General features: G+C 45.8%; 20 protein-coding genes. 8 read left to right on the top strand and 12 right to left on the bottom strand.

Annotated elements, in window-relative coordinates:
- Positions 1-37: 37 nt before the first annotated feature.
- The 4 genes from maiA to hppD are packed head-to-tail and all read right to left on the bottom strand — an operon-like array spanning position 38 to position 3,971.
- A complete protein-coding gene (maiA, locus tag R8269_RS05500; protein WP_005377832.1) occupies positions 38-706 on the bottom strand; it encodes a maleylacetoacetate isomerase in 669 nt (222 codons plus the stop codon).
- Between the two features lie 21 nt (positions 707-727).
- Positions 728-1,765: a fumarylacetoacetate hydrolase family protein gene (locus R8269_RS05495; RefSeq protein ID WP_005377833.1), complete on the bottom strand. Its 1,038-nt coding sequence runs from the start codon at positions 1,763-1,765 to the stop codon at positions 728-730.
- A 9-nt stretch (positions 1,766-1,774) separates the two neighbouring features.
- Positions 1,775-2,905 (bottom strand): homogentisate 1,2-dioxygenase, encoded by a 1,131-nt coding sequence (locus tag R8269_RS05490; protein WP_318222476.1) that lies wholly within the window; start codon positions 2,903-2,905, stop codon positions 1,775-1,777.
- A complete protein-coding gene (gene hppD / locus R8269_RS05485) occupies positions 2,898-3,971 on the bottom strand; it encodes a 4-hydroxyphenylpyruvate dioxygenase (protein WP_005377835.1) in 1,074 nt (357 codons plus the stop codon). The genes R8269_RS05490 and hppD overlap by 8 nt, the downstream gene beginning before the upstream one ends.
- Before the next feature lie 538 nt (positions 3,972-4,509).
- On the opposite strand from hppD, the gene R8269_RS05480 reads away from it, so the two are divergent.
- The 7 genes from R8269_RS05480 (at position 4,510) to R8269_RS05450 (ending at position 13,290) form a co-directional block, all read left to right on the top strand.
- On the top strand, positions 4,510-5,616 hold the full coding sequence (locus R8269_RS05480) for a M20/M25/M40 family metallo-hydrolase (protein WP_017820903.1): 1,107 nt from the start codon (positions 4,510-4,512) through the stop codon (positions 5,614-5,616).
- A gap of 264 nt (positions 5,617-5,880) precedes the next feature.
- On the top strand, positions 5,881-7,491 hold the full coding sequence (locus R8269_RS05475) for a peptide ABC transporter substrate-binding protein (RefSeq protein WP_017820902.1): 1,611 nt from the start codon (positions 5,881-5,883) through the stop codon (positions 7,489-7,491).
- A 144-nt stretch (positions 7,492-7,635) separates the two neighbouring features.
- Positions 7,636-8,556, top strand: a complete 921-nt coding sequence (oppB, locus tag R8269_RS05470; RefSeq protein ID WP_047100687.1) for an oligopeptide ABC transporter permease OppB — start codon at positions 7,636-7,638, stop codon at positions 8,554-8,556.
- 9 nt (positions 8,557-8,565) lie between these two features.
- Positions 8,566-9,498 carry an ABC transporter permease subunit gene (locus tag R8269_RS05465; RefSeq protein WP_005377839.1) on the top strand — a complete coding sequence of 311 codons (933 nt, stop codon included), beginning with the start codon at positions 8,566-8,568 and terminating at the stop codon, positions 9,496-9,498.
- Between the two features lie 10 nt (positions 9,499-9,508).
- Entirely contained in the window at positions 9,509-10,492 is a 984-nt protein-coding gene (locus R8269_RS05460; RefSeq protein ID WP_017820901.1) for an ABC transporter ATP-binding protein, read from the top strand.
- A 9-nt stretch (positions 10,493-10,501) separates the two neighbouring features.
- Positions 10,502-11,494, top strand: coding sequence for an ABC transporter ATP-binding protein (locus R8269_RS05455; protein ID WP_017633963.1), 993 nt, complete (start codon positions 10,502-10,504; stop codon positions 11,492-11,494).
- Positions 11,494-13,290 carry an aminopeptidase P family protein gene (locus R8269_RS05450; RefSeq protein ID WP_318222475.1) on the top strand — a complete coding sequence of 599 codons (1,797 nt, stop codon included), beginning with the start codon at positions 11,494-11,496 and terminating at the stop codon, positions 13,288-13,290. The genes R8269_RS05455 and R8269_RS05450 overlap by 1 nt, the downstream gene beginning before the upstream one ends.
- A 160-nt stretch (positions 13,291-13,450) precedes the next feature.
- Here R8269_RS05450 and R8269_RS05445 read toward each other — a convergent pair whose 3' ends face one another.
- The gene (locus R8269_RS05445; RefSeq protein WP_318222474.1) at positions 13,451-15,895 is read right to left on the bottom strand and encodes a collagenase; all 2,445 of its coding nucleotides are present in this window, start codon (positions 15,893-15,895) and stop codon (positions 13,451-13,453) included.
- A 302-nt stretch (positions 15,896-16,197) separates the two neighbouring features.
- Here R8269_RS05445 and R8269_RS05440 point away from each other — a divergent pair, with 302 nt between their 5' ends.
- Positions 16,198-16,632: a hypothetical protein gene (locus tag R8269_RS05440; RefSeq protein WP_165401694.1), complete on the top strand. Its 435-nt coding sequence runs from the start codon at positions 16,198-16,200 to the stop codon at positions 16,630-16,632.
- Positions 16,633-16,752: 120 nt separating this feature from the next.
- On the opposite strand, the gene R8269_RS05435 is transcribed toward R8269_RS05440, so the two are convergent.
- The 7 genes from R8269_RS05435 to R8269_RS05405 form a co-directional block, all read right to left on the bottom strand.
- A complete protein-coding gene (locus R8269_RS05435) occupies positions 16,753-17,601 on the bottom strand; it encodes an ABC transporter permease (protein WP_006741629.1) in 849 nt (282 codons plus the stop codon).
- A 2-nt stretch (positions 17,602-17,603) separates the two neighbouring features.
- On the bottom strand, positions 17,604-18,884 hold the full coding sequence (locus tag R8269_RS05430; protein WP_258476688.1) for an ABC transporter permease: 1,281 nt from the start codon (positions 18,882-18,884) through the stop codon (positions 17,604-17,606).
- Positions 18,881-20,002: an ABC transporter ATP-binding protein gene (locus R8269_RS05425; RefSeq protein WP_048626301.1), complete on the bottom strand. Its 1,122-nt coding sequence runs from the start codon at positions 20,000-20,002 to the stop codon at positions 18,881-18,883. Before R8269_RS05425 ends, R8269_RS05430 begins: the two co-directional genes overlap by 4 nt.
- A gap of 73 nt (positions 20,003-20,075) precedes the next feature.
- Complete coding sequence (locus R8269_RS05420) at positions 20,076-20,990, bottom strand: dihydrodipicolinate synthase family protein (protein WP_132936606.1); 915 nt, start codon at positions 20,988-20,990, stop codon at positions 20,076-20,078.
- A 56-nt stretch (positions 20,991-21,046) separates the two neighbouring features.
- Positions 21,047-22,021 (bottom strand): ornithine cyclodeaminase family protein, encoded by a 975-nt coding sequence (locus R8269_RS05415; RefSeq protein WP_215810300.1) that lies wholly within the window; start codon positions 22,019-22,021, stop codon positions 21,047-21,049.
- An 87-nt stretch (positions 22,022-22,108) separates the two neighbouring features.
- A complete protein-coding gene (locus tag R8269_RS05410; RefSeq protein WP_005377854.1) occupies positions 22,109-23,182 on the bottom strand; it encodes a polyamine ABC transporter substrate-binding protein in 1,074 nt (357 codons plus the stop codon).
- Between the two features lie 123 nt (positions 23,183-23,305).
- Positions 23,306-24,562 carry an NAD(P)/FAD-dependent oxidoreductase gene (locus tag R8269_RS05405; protein WP_213961790.1) on the bottom strand — a complete coding sequence of 419 codons (1,257 nt, stop codon included), beginning with the start codon at positions 24,560-24,562 and terminating at the stop codon, positions 23,306-23,308.
- Between the last annotated feature and the right edge of the window lie 53 nt (positions 24,563-24,615).

Genomic DNA, 24,615 nt, shown 5'->3' with positions numbered 1-24,615 from the left:
CGTTTAAATTTTGTTAATACATTATGTATGCTAAGAATCAACTATTAGCGTCTGGCTGATTCTCTGGCATCGCATCAATAAAAGCTGGCAGTTGATTGCATGACTGCACAACAGCGTTAATGGTTGGATAAAGAGAGGTATCTACACCAAAGCGTTGTGCGTTATAAAATTGTGGTACCAGACAAATATCGACAATAGATGGCGAGCTTGTCAGGCTAAACTTGCAATCACCATTTAGTTTACGATGCTTCTGAAGTTTCTCTTCTAATGCTGTAAAACCTTTGTGGATCCAGTGATGAATCCAAGCGACTTTGCGCTCTGGTTCGCAAGCTAGCTCCCCCTCTAAATACTGTAGAACTCTTAAGTTATTCAGGGGATGAATCTCCATTGCAATATCCTGAGCCAAAGCTAGCGCTTGGTATCGAAGCGGCGTTTGCTCGGGGATCACAGTGACATCCGGGTAGTGTTCTTCTAAGTATTGAATGATCGCCAGTGACTGGGTTAACTGAACCTCCCCATCCACCAGCAAAGGAACCAGTTCAGAAGCGTTTAACTCATGGTACTCGTCACTGTGTTGTTCGCCACCATTGCGCACCAAGTGTACCGATTTTGAATCATACGATAACTCTTTAAGATTCAAGCAAATACGCACACGATACGCCGCCGATGATCGCCAGTATCCGTATAAAATCATGCTATCGCTCATATCGTCTCCCAACCAGCATTGTTAGTGCTTGAGATATTGGCTAACTTGTTGGTCAATCGAGCCGAATATGTTGTTGCCATCCGCATCGAACATTTCCAATCTGATTGAATCTCCAAACGACATGAAGTTAGTCGACGGCTTACCATCACGAATGGTTTCAATCATGCGAACTTCCGCGATACATGAATAGCCAACGCCACCTTCTTCAATAGAAGTGCCATGTTCCGTTCCCTGCTTGTTGGATACCGTACCTGAGCCTATAATCGCCCCAGCAGATAGCGGGCGCGTTTTAGTCGCGTGAATAATTAAGTCTGCGAAATCAAACGTCATATCGATACCTGCATTCGGGCGACCAAACGGCTTGTGGTTGTAGGTCGAGACCAATGGTAAATGCACTTTGTTTTCGTACCACGCATCGCCTAGTTCGTCTGGTGTTACTGCCACAGGAGAAAACGCAGAAGAAGGTTTAGATTGGAAAAAACCAAACCCTTTAGCTAATTCTGCGGGAATTAGCCCACGCAGTGAGACATCATTCACCAGCATGATCAAACGAATCGACTCCTGAGCCTCTGCAACACTCGCGCCCATTGGTACGTCACCAGTTACCACAGCAACTTCACCTTCGAAATCAATACCCCATTCATCACTCGCAAACTCGATGTTGTCACAAGGTCCAATAAAGGCATCAGAGCCTCCTTGGTACATCAACGGGTCCGTCCAAAAACTCTCTGGCATTTCAGCGCCGCGAGCTTTTCGAACCAACTCAACGTGGTTTACGTAAGCACTGCCATCAGCCCACTGATAAGCGCGAGGAAGCGGCGACTCACAGTAGTGCGCTTCAAACTCTTCATACCCTGCAACCGTGCCATTGTTCAGTGCAACGTATAGCTCTTCCAGTTGTGGTGCTAGCGTATCCCAGTTATCAAGCGCCACCTGCATCGTCGGTGCTAAGTTCATAGGGTGGAAAATTTCTGTCGCAGGTACGCAGCGCGTTAAGTCTTTGCTCACGACCATCAACAAACCGTCACGAGTGCCATTTTTCTTGGTTGCTAATTTCATCCTTGCCTCTTACTTCTCTTGCCAGCTATAGACGTATTCTTTGTTTTCTACTTTTTCCAGCTCATCCGAAAACTGAAGTGCGTGACGCGTATCAATCATGACCGCAACTTCGTCGGTGAAAGTCTTCTTATGCTCTCGCCCTGCTTTGAATGCTTTCGGGTGAGGACCATGCGTAAATCCTGCTGGATGGAATGTCACCATGCCTGCTTCAATGTTGTCACGGCTGAAAAAATCACCTGCATGGTAGAACAAGACTTCGTCATAATCGTCATTGTTGTGGTAGAACGGTACTTTGAGCGCTCCAGGATCACTTTCAATTGGACGAGGAACGAAGGTGCACACCACAAATCCTGATCCTACAAATGTAGTATGTGCAGAAGGCGGTAAATGGTAACGATGTGACATAAGTGGACGAATATCACGCCAGTTCACTTTTACTACCGCCAAATCACCATGCCACCCAATCGCATCCAGCGGGTTGAATGGGTAAGTGATAACACTGACTTTATCGTGGCGTTTCACCTGAACCTGTGTTTGATTCTCAGAATATTGAGCACGGAACTGATCGTTGATCGACGGCGTTTCTAAAACCGCTGGATCAAACACCGCGTGGTTTCCAACCATGCCTTTTTCGGGCAATGTATAGGCCGCATCGGTGTTTTCAATCATCAGAATGAACATCGGCTCGCTTGGTTCTAAACGCCAGCTCGTTGAGCGCGGGATCATGACATAATCCCCTTCACTCACTTTAAAATGACCATAATCACAGTAGAGATCTGCCGTACCTTGGTGGATGAATAGCAGTTCGTCGCCATCCGCGTTTCTCACCAAGAAGTCCATTTTTTCATCCATACGCCAAACACGAACTTTACAATTCGCGTTGTGTAATAGATGCGGGACTGCCCAAGGGGTAATATGGCTGGCTTTCTCGACTAGATTAAAATCAAATGCTCGTGGACGTAGCTCGCCTTCCCACTCAGACCACCCCGTTGGGGCATGTTGATGATGAAAATGTGTTGCGGGGCCGAAGAAGCCACTTCGACCTGCCTCACGTTCATAAATTGCCTCTTCCGGGAAGTCAGCATGCGCTTGTTTAGAGCACACTCCCTCCCGGTGAGGGAATGTGATCCATTTATGCATCGCTCAATACTCCTCGTCGAATTTGGTCTTCTTCTATCGATTCAAACAACGCTTTAAAGTTACCCTCGCCAAAGCCTTCATTGCCTTTACGTTGGATGATTTCGAAGAACACAGGGCCGATAACGGTTTGAGTAAAGATTTGTAGCAAGATGCCATCTTTCGTTGGCGCACCATCAATAAGAATCTGCAAATCACGAAGCTTGCTTACATCTTCACCATGGCCTTCAACACGCTGATCGACTTTCTCGTAGTAAGTATCTGGCGTTGGCATAAAGTCCATGCCGCGCTCACGCAATGTTTTGACCGTTTCGTAGATGTCGTCTGTGGTCAATGCGATGTGTTGAATACCTTCGCCATTGTATTCACGGATAAACTCTTCAATCTGCGATTTATCATCTGACGACTCATTGATAGGAATTCGGATTTTGCCGCAAGGTGCGGTCATCGCACGGCTGACAAGACCAGTCAGCTTACCTTCGATATCGAAATAACGAATTTCGCGGAAGTTACCAATGCGCTCATAGAAACCTGACCAGACATCCATGTTGCCCTGCTTAACGTTGTGCGTTAAGTGGTCGATTTCGTAAAGACCAACATTCGCTTTTGATAAACGCTCATCAGCATCATCATAAAAACGAAAATCGACATCATAAATACTCTGCTTTCCATAACGGTCGACAAAATAAAGCAAGCTTTCACCGATGCCATAAATAGCAGGAATGCTAAGCTCCATCGGCCCAATTTCCGTTTTATATTCTTTACCGCCATTCTCTAACGCATGCGCCAGAGCAACGGTGGCGTCTTTCACACGAAATGCCATGCCACAAACTGACGGACCGTGAACTTTGGCGAATCCCTCAGCTTGGCTATGCGGCTGCGCATTCACAATAAAGCTAATGTCACCTTGTCGATATAACCACGCTTCTTTTGAGCGATGCTTTGCAATTTCCGCAAAACCTAACGATATAAACAGATCTTTAAGCTGTTGAATGCCTTTGTTGTCAGCAGCGGTATATTCAACAAACTCAAATCCGTCTGTTCCTAGTGGGTTATATGCATCAACCATGACTTTCTCCTTGTCTCAGTAGCTTTTGTTTGGACTTATTTTTCTAACTTGGCGCAGGTCTTGAGAAATTGGAATACGTGGGGAGAAATCTTTACCTTGGCGATTTTTACGCACAATTGTAAAATATATGTTACACACAGGAGGCGCGTCGAATCTACTTTCGTAAACATCAAATAAACTGCTTATTTTCAATATATTAGATTGATATTTTCGGCTTTACGCCAACACATAAAATGTAAACAAGTTGTTACTTTGGCATTTTATCTTGGCAACGTAACTCAAAAAGTAAAAGGGTATGGAAAATCTATTGCACCCTATCTCTATCCGATTTATTCATTTGCTCCTGCAAAACATCAAAAGTAATGTTTCGTGACGCTTCATACAGTTCGAAAGGCTCATCGGTCAGAATCGTGTCATGGATACCCCTTTATTGATTCACCTCAGTTTTATTTAAAAGTAACTGTGCCATAAGTGGTGCTCTGTTCCCTATCGAGCCGAGCCACAAGGCTTCACGCTCGATCAGAAAAAGAGACTTCTAATGACACACATCAATCAAGAACGCTTAGTTGAACATTTTTGCCAACTGGTACGTATCGATAGCGAATCAACAAACGAAAAACAAATTGCAGAAACACTGGCAGAGCAGCTAGGCGACCTAGGCTTTACCGTGCACAAGCTTCCAGTACCTAAGCACATTTCTAACGGCTTTAACGTGTACGCCCGTTTAGACGGCAAAAAAGACGGCTCTATCCTAATGAGCTGTCATATGGATACAGTCACACCGGGCATTGGCATTGAGCCAATCATCGAAGACGGCGTTATCCGTTCAAAAGGCAATACGATTCTTGGTGGCGATGATAAATCTGGTATTGCTGCCATCATGGAAGCCGTTCGTTGTATTCAAGCGGAAAACCTTGAGCACAAAACGTTAGAACTTGCTTTCACCGTGTATGAAGAAGGCGGTTTATTCGGTTCACAATACTTCGATATGTCACACGTCACTTCAACGGAAGCAATCGTGTTAGATACGGGTGGCCCTATTGGCACTATTGTGACCGCAGCCCCAGGCCAGCAAAAAATCGTGGCAACAATCAAAGGTCGACCAGCACATGCAGGGCTTGCGCCAGAAGAAGGCATCAGTGCGATCATGGTGGCGGCAGATGCCATCAACCAAATGAAGCTGCTTCGCATCGACGAAGAAACGACAGCCAACATCGGTATAGTGAATGGCGGTCAGGCCACAAACATTGTTATGCCTGAATTAAAAATCGTGGCAGAAGCACGCTCCCTGAATGGCGATAAACTAGATGCTCAGGTCAATCATATGATCTCAACATTAGAGTCTGTCTGTGAAAAACACGGTGCAGAAGTCGACATTGAATCTAGCCGAGCCTACGACGCTTTTGTTATTGAAGAAAACCACCCGCACGTAAACGCTATAAAAGCAGCGTTTTCAGAGTTGGGAATTGACGCCTTCACAAAAGGCACTGGCGGCGGTAGCGATGCCAACAACTTTAACAAGAAAGGTCTCACAACGGTCAATCTTTCAACTGGCATGGCAAAAGTACACACGACAGAAGAGTTTATCGCGGTAAGTGATATGGTCAAAATCACTGAGTTCGTGAAACATTTCCTAGTCAGTTAACGTCGTGCCTTTTGAAGAGCAGACTGACTATCTTCCCCTTCTAGCCTGTGCTTGAAGGGGATTTTAATTTGTATCGAAGCAAAATTACTTCCCGTCATGCCAACTTGATATCAGATCTTCAAAGAAATTCCCCTAGCTCACTTTTTGAGACCAGACAGCTCAATACCTGACACCCTGTTACAGTAATGTTAAAACTCGATTGTGTAGACAATTTATACAATATACATTTTTGGCATCTTTCAGGATGAAAAGAGTGAGACAAGGATGAAATTACCTAAGTTGCTTTTATTAGCGTCGATGATGAGTCCAATACTGGCAACATCAAGCTATGCCGCGCCGTATCCCGTAAGTGTGACCCTCGATGAGACACAAGAAATTACGCTAAACAATGGGGCTGAAGTTACTTCTATTGACCCAGCCAAGCAAGCCGCAGAGCCCGCTTTCAATCTCGGTCGAGACCTGTTTGAAGGTCTGGTCATTCAAGATAAGCAAGGTAAAACCATTCCTGGTGTTGCTGAGTCTTGGTCAGTCAATGACAACAATACGGTTTATACCTTCCACTTACGTGATGCAAAATGGTCAAATGGCGAAACGGTCACTGCACAAGATTTTGTCTACAGCTGGCAACGCTTACTGAATCCAAGCACTGCTTCACCCTACGCTTGGTTTGCGGCCATTCCAAATATCGAAAACTCGCAAGCCATTATGAAAGGCGACGCCGCACCCGAGTCCTTGGGCGTGAAGGCGCTGGATGAAAAAACGTTCCAGGTAACACTCGAAGAGCCTATTCCCTTCTTTACGAAACTATTAAGTCATCCAGTGCTTGCCCCCGTTCATAAAGCGACCATTGAAAAACATGGCAACCGTTGGACCCAGCCTGAGCATATCGTTACAAATGGTGCGTTTACTGTCTCTGAATGGAAAGTTAACGAAAAACTGGTGATGGTTAAAAATCCACATTATTGGGACGCAAGCAATGTAGTGCTGGAAAAAGTCACCTGGCTACCAATTGGTGATGCAAACGTAGTGCTAAACCGCTACCTAGCTGGTGAGATAGACCAAGCGGTTTCCATTCCTGCCGCTCAGAAGAAAAAGTTAATTCAACAACGCCCACAAGAAGTGGCAAGCACCAGTGCGTCTCTTGGCTCCACATTCTATTACCTCAACACTCAACAAGGGCCAACAAAAGACGTGCGGGTTCGTAAAGCCCTCTCATATGCCATTGACCGTCAACTGTTAACGAGTGCTATTTTGAGAAACGGTGGGGTTCCAATGTATACCCTTGTGCCACCTCAAACAGATGGTTTTAAATCTCACACTCCTGAGTTCGCAACTTGGAACCGCCATAAACGTATCGAAAAAGCGCAGCAATTACTGTCAGAAGCTGGATACGATAAAAGCAATCCGCTTAAGTTGACGTTTACCGTACCAACTTTCTCGATGGACGTAAAAATGGCAACGACCATGGCAGGTATGTGGAAAAGCCGTTTGGGTGCGCAAGTCACAATAAAACAGCTAGAACCGAAAGTGTTCTACGCACTTAAAGAGCCGACCGACATTACTCGCGGCGGCTGGACGGCCGACTACAATGAAGCCTCTACATGGTTGGATATCTTCGTTTCTAGTGGCGAGTACAACGATTCTCGTTATAACAACCCGCAATACGACGAGTTAATGGCTCGCTCAAAGACCATGAGCAACCCATCAGAACTGTATTTACAAGCAGAAAGCATGCTGATTGAAGACATGGCCATTATTCCTATTTATCGTCCGGGTAACGATCAATACCTCATCAAGCCTTACGTGGGCGGCTACGAACTGACAAACCCTGAGTCGTCGTACTACCGCAAGAATGTCTATGTAAAAGCCCACTAAAAGCATGTTTTCGGTCTGAGTCGGCAAGTTCAATGTTTACTTGCCGTTCCTCATATCTCTCGGTGGAGAAGGCAACCTGAGCTCAGACCATTTTTTATTCATAACCGTTCGAAGTGATTTCGGATGACCAAAGGATGATGGATCATGATTTGGTACATTGTTAAGCGATTAGCTATCGCTATCCCCACGCTTCTATTCATCGCACTCATATCATTTTGGCTGATGCACATTGCACCAGGGGGGCCATTTGATATGGAACGGCCTATGCCAGAGGTGGTACGTGCGAATATCGAAGCAAAATTCCATTTGGACCAGCCCTTCGTTACTCAGTTTTGGATTTACATTGGTAATTTCATACAAGGAGATCTCGGTCCGAGCTTCGTTTATCAAGACTTCAGTGTTACACAGCTCGTCGCACAATCATGGCCAGTTTCAGCAGTATTAGGCGTACTCTCCTTTTGTATTTCCGTTCCACTTGGCATGTTGCTTGGCACCATTGCGGCATTGAACCGAAATAGCCGCCTAGATTACGGCCTGATGACACTTTCGATGACTGGAGTTGTGGTTCCGGCTTTCGTGCTTGCTCCAGTTTTAGTCATGATCTTCGCTATTCAGCTCGGCTGGTTCCCTGCTGGTGGTTGGGAAGGAGGAAAACTGGCTTTCCTTGTTCTTCCCGTGCTCAGCCTGGCGATTGGTTCCATTGCGAGTATTGCACGCGTCATGCGTGGCGCAATGATTGAAACGCTCAACCAACCATACATTCGAACGGCAAAGGCCAAAGGTTTGTCCACAGCCTACATTTTATTCCATCACGCTTTGCGACCATCCCTGATTCCCGTCGTTGCGATGCTCGGCCCTGCGTTTGTTTCTGTCGTGACAGGCTCGGTGATTATCGACATTTTCTTTGGTACAGGTGGCATGGGACAACACTTTGTGTCTGGGGCTCTCAACCGCGACTACGGCCTAGTAATGGGCATTACTCTGATTGTCGCTTCACTCACTATCTTCTTTAACCTTGTGGTCGACTTGCTATATACGATTATCGACCCTCGTATACGCGTTTAGGAGTCCGGCATGTTAACGATAAAAAAACTGGATACACAAGCTCTTCAAGATCAAGTCGTCGACAATATTGAAGCCGTCGAAGGTCGCAGTCTTTGGCAGGATGCATGGACTCGATTTCGTAAAAACAGAGCCGCGATGACATCAGTGTATGTTTTGGCGTTCATTACCTTATGCATCACCTTCGGCCCCTCTCTTGCCGCTTTTGGCCATGATGAAATTGACTGGGAAGTGCTCATCGATCCATACGAGCTAGGGAAACCTTCACTGAGCAGTGGCCATTACTTTGGTACCGATGATCTCGGGCAAGATGTCTTTGCTCGCACGATGCAAGGCGGCAGGCTCTCTATTTTGGTGGGCTTTGTCGGGGCCTTAGTTGCCGTTGTTATTGGTACGATTTGGGGAAGTATTTCCGGCTATCTTGGTGGCGTTGTCGACAGCGTAATGATGCGCATTATTGAGGTGCTCGATTCGGTGCCATTTATGTTTATGGTTATCCTGTTTGTTACCCTTTTTGGCAACAACATCTACCTGATTTTTATCGTGATCGGAATGGTATCTTGGCTGGGCATTGCCCGTGTTGTACGTGGTGTCACCTTCGGTCTAAAAAAGCGAGAGTTCATCGAAGCCGCACACTCTATTGGGGTTTCTAAATTGACAATTGTCCGACGCCATGTTCTGCCTAATGTTCTTGGGATCGTGATGGTTTATTCCTCCTTAATGGTACCAGGATTCATTATGTTCGAATCGTTTTTAAGCTTCTTAGGGCTTGGTGTTCAACCACCAGACACGAGTTGGGGAATCCTAATCTCCGAAGGCGCAAAAACGATTGACGTTGCATTGTGGATGCTGCTTTTTCCCTCTCTGTTTTTAGTTGCCACCCTCTTTTGTTTTAACTTCATCGGCGATGGCTTGCGTGATGCTCTTGACCCGAAAGACCGATAAGGACAAACCCATGCTATCTATTGAAAACATGAACGTGCGCTTCGATACGCCAGATGGGCAAGTGCAAGCGGTCAGTAATCTCTCCTACTCGATTAAAGCGGGCGAAACTCTTGGGATTGTTGGGGAATCAGGTTCGGGAAAAAGCCAGTCTGTTTTCGCATTAATGGGGTTAACCGCGGATAACGGCGCCGTGTCTGGAAGCGCAATGTTCCACGGTGATGATTTACTCGCGATGTCTAAAAAGCAGCTCAACCGCATCCGTGCAGAGAAAATCGGAATGATCTTTCAAGATCCGATGACGTCACTCAACCCATTTATGAAAATTGGCAAACAGCTTTGTGAAGTTCTCATGATTCATAAAGGAATGACCCGAAAACAAGCAAAAATTGAATCGATTCACATGTTGGATGCGGTGCGTATTCCCTCTCCCGAAACTAGGATGAATCAATACCCTCACGAATTATCTGGCGGAATGCGTCAGCGAATCATGATAGCGATGGCCTTGTTGTGTAAGCCCGAGTTGTTAATTGCAGACGAACCAACCACCGCGTTAGATGTAACCGTTCAAGCTCAAATTTTGACGCTATTACGAGACTTACAACAAGAGTTCAATACGGCTATTTTACTGATCACTCACGATATGGGCGTCGTCGCCGAGATGTGTGATCGCGTATTGGTCATGTATGGTGGTCAAAAAATGGAGCAATCAGATACCGAGACATTGTTCGCTCAACCTGCGCACCCCTACACTCAAGGCCTGCTAAAGGCGATTCCTTCCATCACTGAAGATATGCCGCGTTTACCAACCATCCCAGGTAACCCACCAAGTGCGTTGATTAACCATCAAGGGTGTCCGTTTAAAGAGCGGTGCGAGCATCGAGAGACGCGTTGCCAATACGAAACCCCACGGTTTTCTCCATTAAACACGAGCCAGTCCATTGCCTGTCACGTTAAAGCACCCAGTGTTATCACTCCCATTCAAATAAAAGCTTAAGGAGGCGTTATGAATAAAAAAGAAGTCCTCATGTCTGCTCGTGATTTAAACGTCCACTTTCCTGTTTCACGTCATCTTATTCCAAGTCGACGTAAAATCGTGAAAGCGGTCAATGGTATCGACTTAGATGTTTACCGAGGTGAGACACTTGGCATTGTGGGGGAATCAGGCTGCGGAAAATCAACACTTGCTCGCGCCTTACTTCGCTTAATTGAACCTACACATGGCGAGTTGACTTGGAAAGGTCAAGACATGCTCGGGTTTAGTAAAAAAGAGCTTTCCTCTCGACGCAGAGAATTTCAGATGGTGTTTCAAGACCCATCCGCTTGTTTGAATCCGAGGTTAACCATCTCAGAATGCATCGCCGAACCACTGCTCACCCACGAGCCAAAGCTTAAACGGGCAGAGGTAGAAAAGCGTGTCATCGCTATGATGGATAAAGTGGGTCTCTTGGCGAGCCAGCGAAACCGCTATCCACATGAATTTTCCGGAGGTCAATGCCAGCGTGTGGGCATTGCCAGAGCATTAATTCTCAATCCAGATTTGGTCGTGTGTGATGAACCCGTTAGTGCACTAGATGTCTCCATACAAGCTCAGGTCATCAATCTTCTAGATGATCTTAAACAAGAAATGGGGTTAACACTGGTGATGATTGCGCATGACTTAAGCGTGGTGCGCCATATCAGCGACCGCGTTATGGTGATGTATCTTGGTAAACCTATGGAAGTAGGACGTTACGATCAAGTATTTGATGATGCTCAACACCCCTACACCAAAGCACTGTTATCTGCTGTCCCGATAGCTAATCCGCAATTAGCACGTGACCGTGAAATACAACTATTGCCCGGCGATCTTCCTTCTCCACTTAACCCACCGAGCGGTTGCGTTTTTCGTACTCGATGCCCAGAAGCAACAGAAGTATGCGGGCAACAGAACCCAATAAAAACAGGCTCGGAGCAGCATCATATCTATTGCTCAAATATGACTTTAGGAACCATTTAATGAACAATACTAACTCAGTAAACCAACGCCTTACGTTATTGCGTGAGGCAATGTCCTTTCACAACGTGTCTGCATATATCGTGACCAACAATGACCCACATAACAGTGAATACTCAGCGGATCATTGGTTAGCGCGAAGCTGGATTTCAGGTTTTACCGGCTCAGCAGGCGATGTCGTCATTACCCAACAAGGTGGTGGCCTGTGGACTGATGGTCGTTACTATATTCAAGCTGAAGAACAGTTACACGGCACAGGACTTGAACTGTTTAAAGCCAAACAACCAGAAACGCCGACAGTTGCCAAATGGCTGGCTACCACGCTACCAGAAAACAGTATTATCGCGGTTGACGGGCGCGCCATCAGTTACGCTTTTTATCAAGGCCTCAAACAAACCTTTGAAGCGAAAAACATTAAGATCATTCTCGACCTGGATTTACTCACACCGATTTGGCTTGAAAGACCACCTCGCCCAAGTGCACCCGTATTCGAGCACCCCACCGCTTTTGCTGGCGTTGACACTGAAAATAAGTTAGCGAGAATCCGTTCTTGGTTAACCGAGAACCAAGTAGATAGCTTATTAGTGTCAACGCTAGATGATGTCATGTGGACAATGAATATTCGAGGTGGTGATACGAATTACTGCCCAGTTTCTGAAGCCTATCTAATCGTAGAGCAATCACTTGCGACACTGTTTATTGATAAAGCCAAACTGCCTCAAGACGTTGAAAGAGCGCTGACAGAGCAGAGTGTACACATTCGCCATTACAACTACGTAAGTCAGTATTTGAATCAGCAATGTGAGGGATTATCGCTCGCTTTTAGCCCTACCCACACAGACAGCTTATTGGTGAGTTCGATTGAACGGAATGTGAATCTAAAACCAATGGCTTGCCCTGTAACGGCAATGAAGGCCATAAAAAATGAGACCGAACTAACCAGCCTAGAGCAGGCATTAACAGATGATGGTGTGGCAATCGTAAGGTTTATGAACTGGCTAGAAGAGCAAGTTCCAAGCGGATTCGTTACAGAATTGTCTGCTGAGGCACAACTGAACCACTATCGCCGTCAAACCCGACATTATGTGAGTGACAGTTTCCGCACTATCGCAGGCTTCGCAGCTCACGGGGCAAAAATGCATTATGCCGCCGATGAAGAGAGTAATGCGGCGGTCAATGAAAGCAACTTCTTTCTCGTCGATTCTGGTGGCCAATACCTTGGCGGGACAACAGACATCACCCGTACTTTCCACTTCGGGTCACCGACCGTTAAGCAGCGCAAAGATTATACCTTGGTGCTCAAAGCGGTCATCCGACTGACTCAGACTCGATTCATGAAAGGCTCTACGGGTGCCAATCTTGATATCATGGCGCGTGGCGTCTTATGGCAACATGGTATTGATTACAAGTGTGGCACTGGACACGGCGTAGGCATTTGCTTGAATGTTCACGAAGGCCCACAAAATTTCTCGCAAAGCCACCGCGAGGTTGAGCTAAAACCGGGTATGGTCATTACTAATGAACCAGGCGTTTATCGCGAAGGTGAGTACGGGGTAAGAATAGAGAACATTCTTAAAGTTGTAGAAGTAGAACAAAATGAGTTCGGCACGTTTTACGGTTTTGAGACCATCACTCTTGCTCCCATTGTGACCAACGCCCTTGACTTATCAATGCTAGATCAAGCAGAGCTAGACTGGCTCAATCATTACCATTCACGAGTCTATCAAGCGCTTAGCCCTTTTCTTGATACGCAAGATAAAAACTGGCTTCAAAGCACAACCCAACTTATTGAGAAATAGGATATCAGCAAGTTTTATAACGTTTTCATTTTCATCTCAAACTCCTTGTTTGCCAGCCTTCGGGCTGGTTTTTTTATAGAGATAACGGCGTAAAAAACAAAAACGCCCCGCGATGTTAGCGAGGCGATCCATTAAATTAAAATGATGCAGTTAAACTGCCCTACTGACGACACTTCTGAACATCAAAATCAACGACGATGGCAGCATTCTCAAAGTCACCAGAGACTTTAACGTAGCCCCAGTAGTTACTCTGATTTGACAACGTAATACACTCCCCATTACCAATATTATCTGACCACCCGTGAAGATTAGTACCATCCGGCCAACCGGAGTTACTGTATTCAAGCTTTAGGTTGCCCGTACCATTCCCCGTCGTTATCGCCAGATTTGAGCTCTCATTCACCGCTGGCACGCTCAGCCAAATGGTTTGTTGATTTGCCAAGCAAACGGGCTCTCCTGCTGTTAGGCGCCCACCGCTTACTTTACTTTGCACCGCGCAGTCTTGTGGCAATGTGTCATTACCGCCCAACGCTGAGATAACAACAGTATGAGTGGCGGTTGCCGTCAAGCCTTCACTGTCTGTCACACTTAGGCTGACCGAATACTCCCCTTCACTCCCATATTGGTGCGTCGGCTTGGTTTGTGTACTTGTCGAGCCATCACCGAAGTCCCATAAGACGCTGACGATCTTCCCGTTTGGGTCTGTACTGTTTTCACTGCTAAATGTAATGCTTTCACCGACTTTCCCCTTACTGTTTGCGGTTATGACTGCATTAGGTGCACCATTTGAGACAAGGGCTTGCTGCCACTGCTCAAACTCACTTTGATACAAATTCGCCCATTGGGTGATCGTGGCCTTGTAATTGCTCCAATTCCCTTGGCGTGTTTCCACCAGCATTTGGTTTACGTCATCTTTATGATTTTCAAACATAAAACGTACAGCTAAGTACCCCCAACGATAAATTCGATCGACATCAAACCCATCATAAGTAGTCTCGAAAATCTCACTTAAGGTATACGTCGAGCCGTCTAAAATCGTCTCAAGTGCTGCTTGGTTGTCATTTTCTTGAGCGACATACTCTGCAATGCCTTCACTCCACCACACTATTTTTTCAGTTGGATGACTAAACCCTCCATAGAGATCAAATCGACCATCTAAGTAATGCACGTATTCGTGCTCTAAGTTCCAGACAAAGTGATCCGCGTTCGCATAAGAGGCTTCATAAGCGATAAAGTTGGGAATATTCCCCGGCTGGGAAGGATCGCCCTCCAAGTACATACCGCCATTGTCAGTACTAATATCGAAAATTGGCCCTGCGTACTTACCATAATCGGTGCTTGAATCGAAGATATTGACTTGGAGCTGAGTATTGTGGTCATCTTTTACTGGCTGTTCACCAGTTTCTAATGACTGATGAAAGTAACCCTCTTCGTAACCCATTTTAGAACATGCGGCCGCGTGTTGCTCTTGCGTCATATTCTGGGACAATATTCGAATTGTCGGACTACAGGTATAAGTTTGCGATAGCACCAAGCCTTTTAGCTCAGTTTCGAAATTACAAATTCCGAACTCACTACAATCTGCGTAATATGAGGCGGTGTCCGCCGCCGCAAGCCAAACCGCGTCACCCCGACCATACATTTCATACTGTTCAAAGATTCGACTCAGCTGACTCTTCACAACAGAACTCGCGTTACCCGTATATTTGGTCAGACGCCCGAGCTCTCGCCCCGCATTCGCGGCCATAAACTCATCTTCAGCACCGATTGATGACGCCCTCAGAGCAAAATCGCCTAAAGCTTTGGCAAGGTCCGTTTGGTTACCAACTACTTGCACAAATTGCTCGTTCCACTGCCCACCAAACAAAATAGTGAAAACACCATTAACCGCATTGCGCATATACCAGTGCTGGGCGTATTGATCATTCCAACGTGTAAGCCACTGAGTCACTTGCGGTAAGTACGCGTGCTGCAAGCCCGCACTATCCATAGTGATGATGACTTCACTAAGCACTTTGCCGTGACGGTCGCTGTTCTCGTAGAAATTTGCGTTGTTAACAAACGCATCCACGGATTCTTTCACCGCTGGGGTGACCCATTCAATAAATGAGATGTTGTCATTGTAAAACTCGGCGTAATAACCCGCGCGCAAGTATAAGAAAAACGTTTCGAGTTCATCGCTCCCGCCACCTGTATACCCCTTCGCCAATGTCGTAGTGCGCTTCGCAATGTTGTACATATGATCGGAGCTAAATACCGACTCCTGAATCCGACTTTCAGCAGAGAATAACTGGTTCACGCACGTCGCGCCCTGACTTAAAATTTCGCTGATCAATTGGTTACTGCTTTCGGTAACCAATGCTTCCAAATCACAAGCAGTGCTAGACTCATCAAGGCTTTCAAGTGACTGTACTCGAGTTGCCTTGGAGGGCTGAATAGGGAGAGTTGCGGTTGGTTGGTATTCAACTCGATTGGATTCAACACCGTGTGTATGAGCCGAATGTGCATGTTGCTCTGTAACTTGAGAAACTGGCTCGCTTAACGCAAATACGCCAGTGCTGGTTAATGTTGTCGCAATCGCGACACTCAAAGTCTTCAGTTCCATCTAATTTCTTCTATATTGAGTTTTCCTTAAATGCATTACGTCTTTTGCATCGCCACTGCCCTTATTACTGCAAGAGCATCTCTATATAATCTACTCGCAAGACAAGATGAAACATTTTGTTAACAACTGAACGTGACGGTGTCAGTTTTTGGTACTCGCGTTGCCGTTGCACGAGCTTGCCAGAAATCGATTTGCTTTAGTAATATTGATCAACTAGTTGTTTATCTTTCCATTCAAATATCTTTTATTGCTCCTCACAAAAGCGATAAAATGTTTTCTTTTCTTTTTGCTAAACAACTCCTATGACCGACGCTGATATTGAGCTACAACATCTTTGGTTAGAAGTCCAAGCCGAACGCTGGCAAAACCTGCCACGCTTTTTATTCAGTTACTACTGCTACAAGCACAACCTTGTCAGTAAAACCAACAAAGTTTGCTGGGAGACGGCACGTGCAAGACTGCCCGCTTCAACATCAATAAAAGAGCGAAAAAACGCGGTGGTTGAACCGTTAGTCTCTGAGGAAACCGTCGTTGGGTTATTGAAAACCATCAGCAAAGATGGGGAAATGACGTTTGACGTGATGGTAACCACACTTAATACGTTTTTGCACTATGTTGTGATTAGCAAGGAAGAAAAAGCGCAACTTAAATCAAACATGCCAGCTAGTTGGTATCAGCAATCGAACAAGTCGCCTTTGGCACGTTTCGAGCAAGCTGGCATTAAGCTACCAGAGTGATATGTCAGTCATCGCTGACGACAAACACAAAAGAAAAGCGCCTACAATGAGGCGCATTTGATCAAAAATTGAGGTGCCCCTAAACAAAAGTGCAAAGTGACCAACAAAGAAAAAGTCTGGTTATTCTTGAATGCCTCGAATGCGTACATTACGTCTACGTAAAACTTCTAATGTCACGAGCAAACACACCGACATAAAAATAAGCAACGTAGCGACCGCCAATATGGTCGGACTAATTTGCTCTCGAATTCCTGACCACATCTGCCTCGGAACGGTTTTTTGTTCTGCCCCAGTCAGGAATAACGCCACCACAACCTCGTCGAACGAGGTGCCAAAAGCAAACAAGCCGCCAGATATCATCCCCGGACGAATCAGCGGAAAGGTAATGTGTCTGAAAGTATAAACAGGGTTTGCTCCTAAGCTAGCCGCCGCTTTTACCAAGCTATGGTCAAAGCCGCTTAACGTCGCAGTAACGGTAATGACGACAAAAGGCGTACCTAACGCAGCATGTGCCAAAATGACGCCTAAATAAGTTTGTGATAAGCCAAGGCGTGTGTAGAAAAAGTACATCGCAGCAGCAGAGATAATGACTGGTACGATCATGGGTGAGATCAACAGCGCCATAATCGTATTGCGAAAAGGCAAGTTACTACTTGCTAAACCCAACGCCGCCAGAGTTCCTAGCCCTGTTGCAACGAGTGTCGCCATAAAAGCAATAAACGTGCTGTTTTTCAGCGCCAACAGCCACTGATCACTAGTAAACATTTCTTGATACCAGCGAGTAGAATACGCTGCCGAGTCAAGGTTTAACATCCCCTCGGTAAAAGTAAAGTAAGGCGTTGCATTAAACGATAACGGGATGATGGTCAGAATTGGAGCGATTAAAAAGAACAGCACCACCCCACAAAAAGCTAAGTAACCTGCGTAAGCAACTCGCTCTACTTTTGATGCATAGTTTGGTAATGCCATGGTTATCCCCCTACCTTAAGGTTGTTAATGCCAACCACACGGTTGAACATATAAAACAGAACCAGTACAACGAACAAAAGCAGTCCACCCAATGCGCCAGCCATCCCCCAGTTCAGTGATGTCTGCATATGATAGGCAATCATATTGGAGATCATCTGTCCGCTTCTTCCACCAACCAAAGCGGGCGTAATGTAGAAGCCAATAGAAAGAATGAAAGTAAGCAAGGCCCCCGCACCTATACCCGGTAACGTAAGCGGCATATAAACTTTGATGAACGCAATGAAAGGCGTCGCGCCTAGAGAACGAGCGGCTCGGAAATAAGTTGGGCTAATTCCTTTCATTACGCTATACAGAGGCAGGATCATAAAAGGCAACAGAATGTGCACCATAGACACCACCGTTCCGAAGGTATTGTGAATCATCTGAATTCGCTCAGAAGTAAAACCCGACCAAATAAGGAGATCATTAATGACCCCTTGGTTTTGCAGCAGAACAATCCAAGACGTGGTTCTGACTAACAATGATGTCCAAAATGGCAGCAGCACAATAATTAAAAGTAAGTTCGCGCGCTTATCAGGTAAATTGGCAAGCAGGTAAGCAACGGGGTACGCCATCACCAAACAAGTTAAGGTGATTGAAATAGACATCCAAAAAGTTTTAAAGAAAAGGTCGACGTATATTTGGCGTTTTTCTGGTTGGGGCTCAATGTCTCCAAACTCATTCACTTGCAAGTCTAGCGCTGCAAGATAATGACTGAATGTTAATGCGCCACTAAGATTCTTAAACGCCGCCCAATATTTAGGATTAGCCCAACGCTTATCCAGCTTAGCTAGTTGTGTCACCGAGCTCGGCAGCGACGTCAAACGAGACAACTTTCTGCCGGTTTTCATGAGTAAACTGCGCATACCAGACTCTTCAATATTCATCCGGTTGGCTATTTTCGGTAGCTCTTTGCTTTGATAAAGCGCAAGTACCTCAACAGAGAATGCCTCAATGACTTCTTGATGAGGCTGACCTTGATAATCCCAACTTTCTAAGGCTTGAATAGTTTGTGGTAGTGACAGGGATATTTCTCGGTTATCCACGCTTCGATAAAGCATGTCGAGGATAGGAAAAGCAAACGTAAGCAGAATAAAACACACCAATGGCGTTGTGAGCATAATGGAGCGAAGCTTTTTTCGGCGCTCGGCCTTTTGCAACTGCGCTTTCAGATTGCTTTCTTGCTCATGAACTTGGCGTTCGATTTCCAATACAGAATCTAATGCGGTTAGCTCTCGACTCATGCTGCTACCTCGCTACTTTGAGTTTGTGTCCCATCAAGAGCATGGCAATCGTCACTTTGCCAACCAATACGACAAATTGAGCCAGGCGTTAACTGCAAGTGTTTACGATTATCGTTAGGTACTTTAACGATGAAGTGACCAACGCTCTCTACTTCGACGACCAGACGATAATGATCACCGTGATAAATCAATTCTCGTAGGACGCCCGAGACTTGGTTCTCGCAAGACGCTTTCTCTGGTTGAATAACAATCTTTTCTGGTCGAATGGAAAGTGTTGTTCTCTGCCCTTGCTCAGAGACTCTGACAGGTTTCGCAGTAAATAACTCTTTCCCAACGAGCACTTGGCAATACTTTCCGTTCCACTCTTTGACTAAACCTGAGAGTTGGTTGTTTTCTCCGATAAACTGCGCAACAAACGTATTACTCGGAGATTCATAAAGCTCGGTTGGTGTCGCGAGTTGTTGCACTTCACCGTGATTAAAAACCGCAATACGGTCGGACATAGTGAGAGCTTCGTCTTGATCGTGCGTCACATACAAAATGGTAATGCCAAGCTTTTCATGCAAATGTTTAATTTCCATCTGCATTTGCTCACGCAGCTGCTTATCTAACGCGCCTAGTGGTTCATCCATCAATACGAGTTTAGGCTCAAACACTAATGCTCGCGCTAACGCAACACGCTGTTGTTGACCACCTGATAACTGCTTCGGGTATCGAGTCGCAACATGCTCAAGCTCGACCATTTCTAATACACTCTGAACTTTGCTTTGAATCGTGTCACTGTCGAGTTTTCGCACCTTTAAAGGAAACGCAAGATTCTCAGCAATGGTCATATGTGGAAACAACGCATAGTTTTGAAACACCATACCAATATCGCGCTTGTGCGGCGCGAGATGATTGACAGGAACGCCATCGATATAAATGTCTCCACCGGTCGCAGTTTCAAAGCCTGCTAGCATCATCAAGCAAGTGGTCTTGCCCGATCCTGACGGCCCCAACATAGTAACGAACTCTCCAGGAGCAATATCTAAGTTGAAGTCTTTCACCACCAAATTCGTGCCATCGTAGGTTTTCTTAACGTGTTGAAAGCTGACATAGTCCTTGTTTTCCGTGCTCATGACTTCCCTCTTCTCATTTTTTGAATATTACGAATGAGTAGAGCGTCAGTTAACGCTCTACTAAACAGCACAATTACAGATTGTATTTGGATAGGTCTAAGCGGGTTTCTAACGCGTGTTCAACCATTTGAATGACTTGTTGACGCTCTTCACCTTGTAAGAGTTGGCGTGGCGCACGAACTTGTTCAGAGCCACGTCCGCAGACTTGCTCGGCCAATTTTATGCACTGAACCAGCGTAGGAATGGTGTCTAAACGCAGTAGGGGTAAGAACCAGCGGTAGATCTCTAACGCTTCAGCATAACGACCTTGGCTTGCCAGTTTATAAATCGCAACGGACTCTTCTGGGAATGCGTTGGTTAAACCAGAAATCCAGCCGGTCGCACCTAGCATCAATGATTCAAGAGCGATGTCATCAACACCACTGAACACGGTAAAGCGGTCATCAAATTTATTGTAAAGCTCGGTGATACGACGAGTATCAGTGGTCGACTCTTTGATAGCTACAATACTTTCAAACTCAGCCAGTTTCGCCATGATGTCGAGGTTTACATCTACACCATAAGCAACCGGGTTGTTGTAAATCATGATTGGCATTTCTGGCGTTGCTTCTGCTAGCGCGCGGTAATATTCGAACGTTTCGCTCTCAGACGTGCGGTAAACCATGGCAGGCATCACCATACAACCATCGATACCAATTTTGTACGCATCCTGCATGTAATCAACAGCTGCTGTGGTAATAGACTCTGCTGTACCAGCAATCAAAGGCACACGGCCATTTACGACTTCTTTTGCCGCTTGCAAGACCTGGCGTTTCTCCTCCGGGTACAACGCGCAGTTCTCACCGACGGTACCCAAGCAGATAATGCCATTCACACCATCTTTAATCTGGTTGTCTATAACGGTTTGCGTTGCGTCTAAGTCGATTGACTGATCTTGACGAAATTGCGTACTGACCGCCGGATAAACACCTTTCCAATCAATTTTCATGAACTACTTTCCTTATATGTATATTGTATGCAATTTAAATGAACGAGCGAAAATGCTCAGACATGGCTATCTATGCCATTTTCTAACAACACCGCCTTTACAGCGGCCAAATCAGCCAAAGCACTGCCAACTGATTTGTATAAAGTAATGACCTCATCGTTTTGACGTACTGAGATTTGTTGGGCGCAAAGCTGCGGTAATTCCCCTTTGATATCGTCTGACGTGAATACGCCCTCTTGAATTGGAATGAGAAGATCGCCCGCTTCGGCTAATACATTAATACGGCTATCAACATACACCTGTGCTCGTTGCACTGCTTTAGAGTCGCATTCACGCTTGTCCAAGTCATGATTACCGACCAAATCAATATGGGTGCCCGGCTGCACGTCTGCGCCATTAAACAAAGGCTCTGCTGATGCAGTAATACAGCTGATGATGTCAACGTGTTTGATAACGTGGTCCACTTTTTCTACGACTGAAACGCGAAACCGACGCTCATCAGGAAGCGACTGATACTCTGAAGATGACACAATGGCATCTACCGTCGCCTCGGCTTTATCTGAGTTACGCCCCCAAATATAAACCTGCTTAAGTGGGCGAACCGCAGCGTATGCCCACGCAAAATAAGGCGCAAGATTGCCCGTTCCGCAGATCAACAGACGATCAGCATCGGGACGCGCCAAATAGTCCGCTGCCAACGCAGAAGCTGCGGCGGTGCGCCAAAACGTTAAAACTTTACCGTCCACGAGTGCGAGCGGCTCACCATCGTTTCGTCTAAAAACAAGCAGCTTAGATGCAAGCGTATCTTTGCCTTGCTCAGGGTTATGCGGGAAATACGTAAAGGCTTTCACCGCAATTAACTCCTGGTTCCAAGCTGGAAGTAGCGCAAACGCCTCGTATTCTCCCTCTTCTAAGGGTATGACTCGGCGTTGAGGTATTGTTGCTGGCCGCGAGTACATTTCACGCATCGTTTCAATAAGAGACTTCATTGTTAAACATTGCGCGACTTGCTGTGCTTCGATGACTTTCATCATTTCTCCGAAAACATAAATACAGTTGAGGAAAAGTACGGAACCTCGCTTATGGATGAAAACTCGGCCCCATACAAAAATTAACGCCTAGTTAAGCAGCCAGGTGTTGAACTCTTCATTGAGTTCATCAGCGTAGTCTGACCACCATTCATCGTTAATCAGGAAGGCGGTTTGGAAGTTTTGAGGTGCGGTAGGAAGGTTCGCTAAAATGTCTGGGTTCACCTCCGCCGAAGACGACTTACGCGTAGGCCCATAGGCAACGTACTTAGCTTGATCAGCTAATGGTTTTGTTCCTGAAGAAAAAGCAATGAAGTCCAATGCAAGCTTTGTGTTCTCACTCCCTTTAGGTATCGCCCATCCATTCATGTAACCCATTTGACGGTCCCATATAATCCGAAATGGTTGACCTTCATCTTTACGGGCATTGTGGATTCGGCCGTTAAACGCCGAGGCGATCACCACTTCTTTATCTGCAAGCATTTGAGGTGGCTGGGCACCTGTTGTCCACCACAGCACTTCTGATTTGATCGTATCCAACTTAGCAAAAGCACGCTCACGCCCCGCTTCGGTTTCGAGCAGGCTGTAGACCTCTTCTGGCTTTACACCATCAGCCAATAGTGCCCACTCAAGATTGCCCTGAGGTTGTTTTTGCAATGCACGTCGACCTGGAAAAGTTTTTAGGTCAAAAAGATCGGTCAACTTGCTAGGCAAAGCCTTACCTTTAAACGCGTCTTCGTTCACCGCTAATACTGTGGACACAACGATGGTATTGATTGCGCATTCGTGAATCGCACCATCAATGAAATCCTCTTGTGCTGGTGTTCCATCTGCGCCCGGAGGCAAAATACTTGGGCTCACTGGTTCTAGTAACCCTTCGGCGCAACCACGAACAATGTCTGGCTTGTCGAGAGAAACCAAATCCCAGCGCACGTTGTTCGCTTCCACCTGTGCTTTAATTTCAGCTAATCCGCCGCTGAAATCCTCGGATACGATCTCAACACCTGTTTTTTTAATGAAAGGCTTATGATATGCCTCCACTTGGCTCTTGGTGAATGCACCACCCCAAGATACGACCGTCAATTTGTCTTCAGCATAAGCAGAGGCCCCCAACAGCATTCCTGAAATCAACAGCGCCAATGGTGCTTTGGTCATTCGTGACATGTTTTACTCCTTTTGGTTGTTTTTCTGGAGGCATCCGAGTACGGCTGTTGGACACCATTTTTGTTAAAATTAAGTTAACATTAGCATTTAATATATTTTATACAATATTTAATATTAAATTTTTCAGGCGAATCGTTGTAATGAAAAAGGTGATAGATCAATCGATGTCGGCTTTCCTTCGATAAGCTCTAAAAGGAGATCTGCCGTAATCGCCGCTTGAGTTAATCCAAGGTGTTGGTGGCCAAATGCCAGTAATACACTTCCATCCCAAATGCTATCAATAACCGGTAACGAGTCGACTGTTGAAGGCCGATTACCCATCCACTTTTCTCCTTGCTTGAGTGGATTTAACTCCGATTCAAACATCTCATCACCTAACTGAAAAAGCATTTCTGAACGTTTCATATTGGGTAGTGATTCTACATCGGCATACTCAACAGTGCCTGCCAAGCGTAGCCCGCCAGACATCGGAGTCATGATGAATTTTCTATCTGCAGAGCTAATAGGAAATGGCAGTACATCACGCTTGTCATCCACCATTAGGTGATAACCACGCTCGGCTTGAATAGGCACTTTGACTCCGGTTAGCTGCCGTATCAAAGGCTTAGAATGTACACCAGCAGCAACAATGATTCGGTCAAATGAATACGTTTGAGACTCAACCAGCACCTCGCCATTTTTCGCCAACGCAGATACATCTTTTTGTAAAACCTTACCGCCAATAACTTCAAAAGCTTCACTTAGCTCAACACAGAGCTGATAGGGGTCTAGCGTATGACCTGTATCGGGAAAAAAGACGCCGACACGAACCTTATGGCTGAGATCAGGTATCCGCTCTCGAATCTCCTCTTGTGTCCAAACTTGATACGCCACACCGTTTTTAGCCAGTGAGTTAAGCGTGCTTTGATAATTCTGAAACAGTTTCTCGTTTTCAAAAGTGAGCAATGAACCATTCATTTTTATTAGATGCGCTTTTCCGATTGAATCAAGCACGCCACGCCAACTTGCCACTGACCGCTCGTTAAGACTCTTAATCGCGTTTTTTGCCCGCTCCGCGGCTGATGGCTTGGTTTGTAATAGAAAACGAATCATCCACCCGATTGTGTTTGGAATATCTTGCCAACGGATCGAAACCGGACTTTTGGGATCTAGCAGCATTTTAGGTAATTGTGGAAGCAGCGCTGGCGTTGCAAGAGGGAAGATTTGCTCAGTCGCGATATGGCCTGCATTTCCCTTAGAGCATCCATTCCCCACGCCATTGGGATCAAAAATCGTGACTTGATAACCTTGCTGCTGCAATTTCAAGCCAATTGATAAGCCAATAATCCCCGCACCTATCACAGCGATCCTTTCCTTTTTAGTTTCATCCTTGACCAACATAAATATGCTCCGAGTCACACTTGAAAACGTAGATTGTATACAATATATTTTAC

Source organism: Vibrio sp. Vb0667, from assembly GCF_033391095.1.
Note: the sequence above shows the minus strand (reverse complement) of the source record. Positions and strands in the feature narration are given on the sequence as shown.